This is a genomic window from Candidatus Bandiella numerosa (assembly GCF_021811875.1).
Classification (GTDB): Bacteria; Pseudomonadota; Alphaproteobacteria; order Rickettsiales; family Midichloriaceae; genus Aquirickettsia; species Aquirickettsia numerosa_A.
The window spans coordinates 1-1,016 of record NZ_JAJBJD010000199.1 but is presented as its reverse complement, the minus strand read 5'-3'; the positions used below and the strand labels follow the sequence as shown (position 1 = coordinate 1,016).

Annotated in this window: 1 protein-coding gene; it reads right to left on the bottom strand. The window is 28.6% G+C overall.

Features of this window, described 5'->3' with window-relative positions; translation table 11 throughout:
• Positions 1-959: IS1634 family transposase (locus tag L8D11_RS05370; RefSeq protein WP_236870640.1), on the bottom strand; the 959-nt coding region annotated here is incomplete at its 3' end.
• Between the last annotated feature and the right edge of the window lie 57 nt (positions 960-1,016).

Below are 1,016 nucleotides of genomic sequence, written 5' to 3'. Positions count from 1 at the left end.
AATTCAAATGGTGAATTAGTAATATTTATACCAAGGACTTTATATATCTTCCTGACTTCTTCAGTGATGACTGAAGGAATGCAGTATTTTTTATCAGTAGAAATATCTTTTAGTATACTTGCTTGAAAGCTCAATAATTCGTCACGTATTTTTTTAACTGATAACTTAGTTTGTTGTTTACTAACTCTATATTCTAAATTTCTTACACAACAAAGTGCTATAAAGCAAATCGCTATATGAGCTTTAATTCTATCTTCAGTATAGTGATATATTGGCCTCATTTTTAGATCATGTTTTGAGATTCTAAATGTTTCCTCAATTTTCCATAAATTTTTATAGTGAGAGAGAATGAAAGATGCGGATTCGTCTTTCATGTTACTCATTATTCCATGTAATCCATCCCAAGCCTCTTCTGCTTTTATTTTTTCCTCATTTAATTCTATCTTGCAATCCCCTTTTATATTTAAAAACTTCTTATATCCATAATTTGAGATCAAAGACTCCGGCTTTTCAGTTTTTTCTAATTTCTTTATAAGCTTTGTAATTGCAGTATTTCTATCATCCCAATCTTTTCTTGCTCTTTTTATACTATGTGACACAATTAGCCTTCTGCAGTCTTCATTTTCTAAATCTTTGTATTTTAGATCATCAGTTAATTTGCTATATTCTTCTGTTTTGAGTATTTTTTCCTTTACAGAGTTTGTAGCATTTTTAATCCTTGCTCCCACTATATATTTATAATTATTTTTCTCTAAATAATCCAAATTCTCTTTATTTAAAAGACCAGCATCTGCTACAAAAACTATATTATTTATTTTATATTTTATTTTAACTTTATTTATTGAATCTGATAATGTACTTCCTTCGTATTTTGACCCTGGATATAATTCATAGCCTATCGGAAGCCCTTCTTTCGTTACTAATAATACTAAAAGCACTTGCGTTTGATTAAATTTCATATCTTTGCTGTATCCCTTTTCTCTGAACCCATCTTCTGTGAATGATTCAAAGTATAG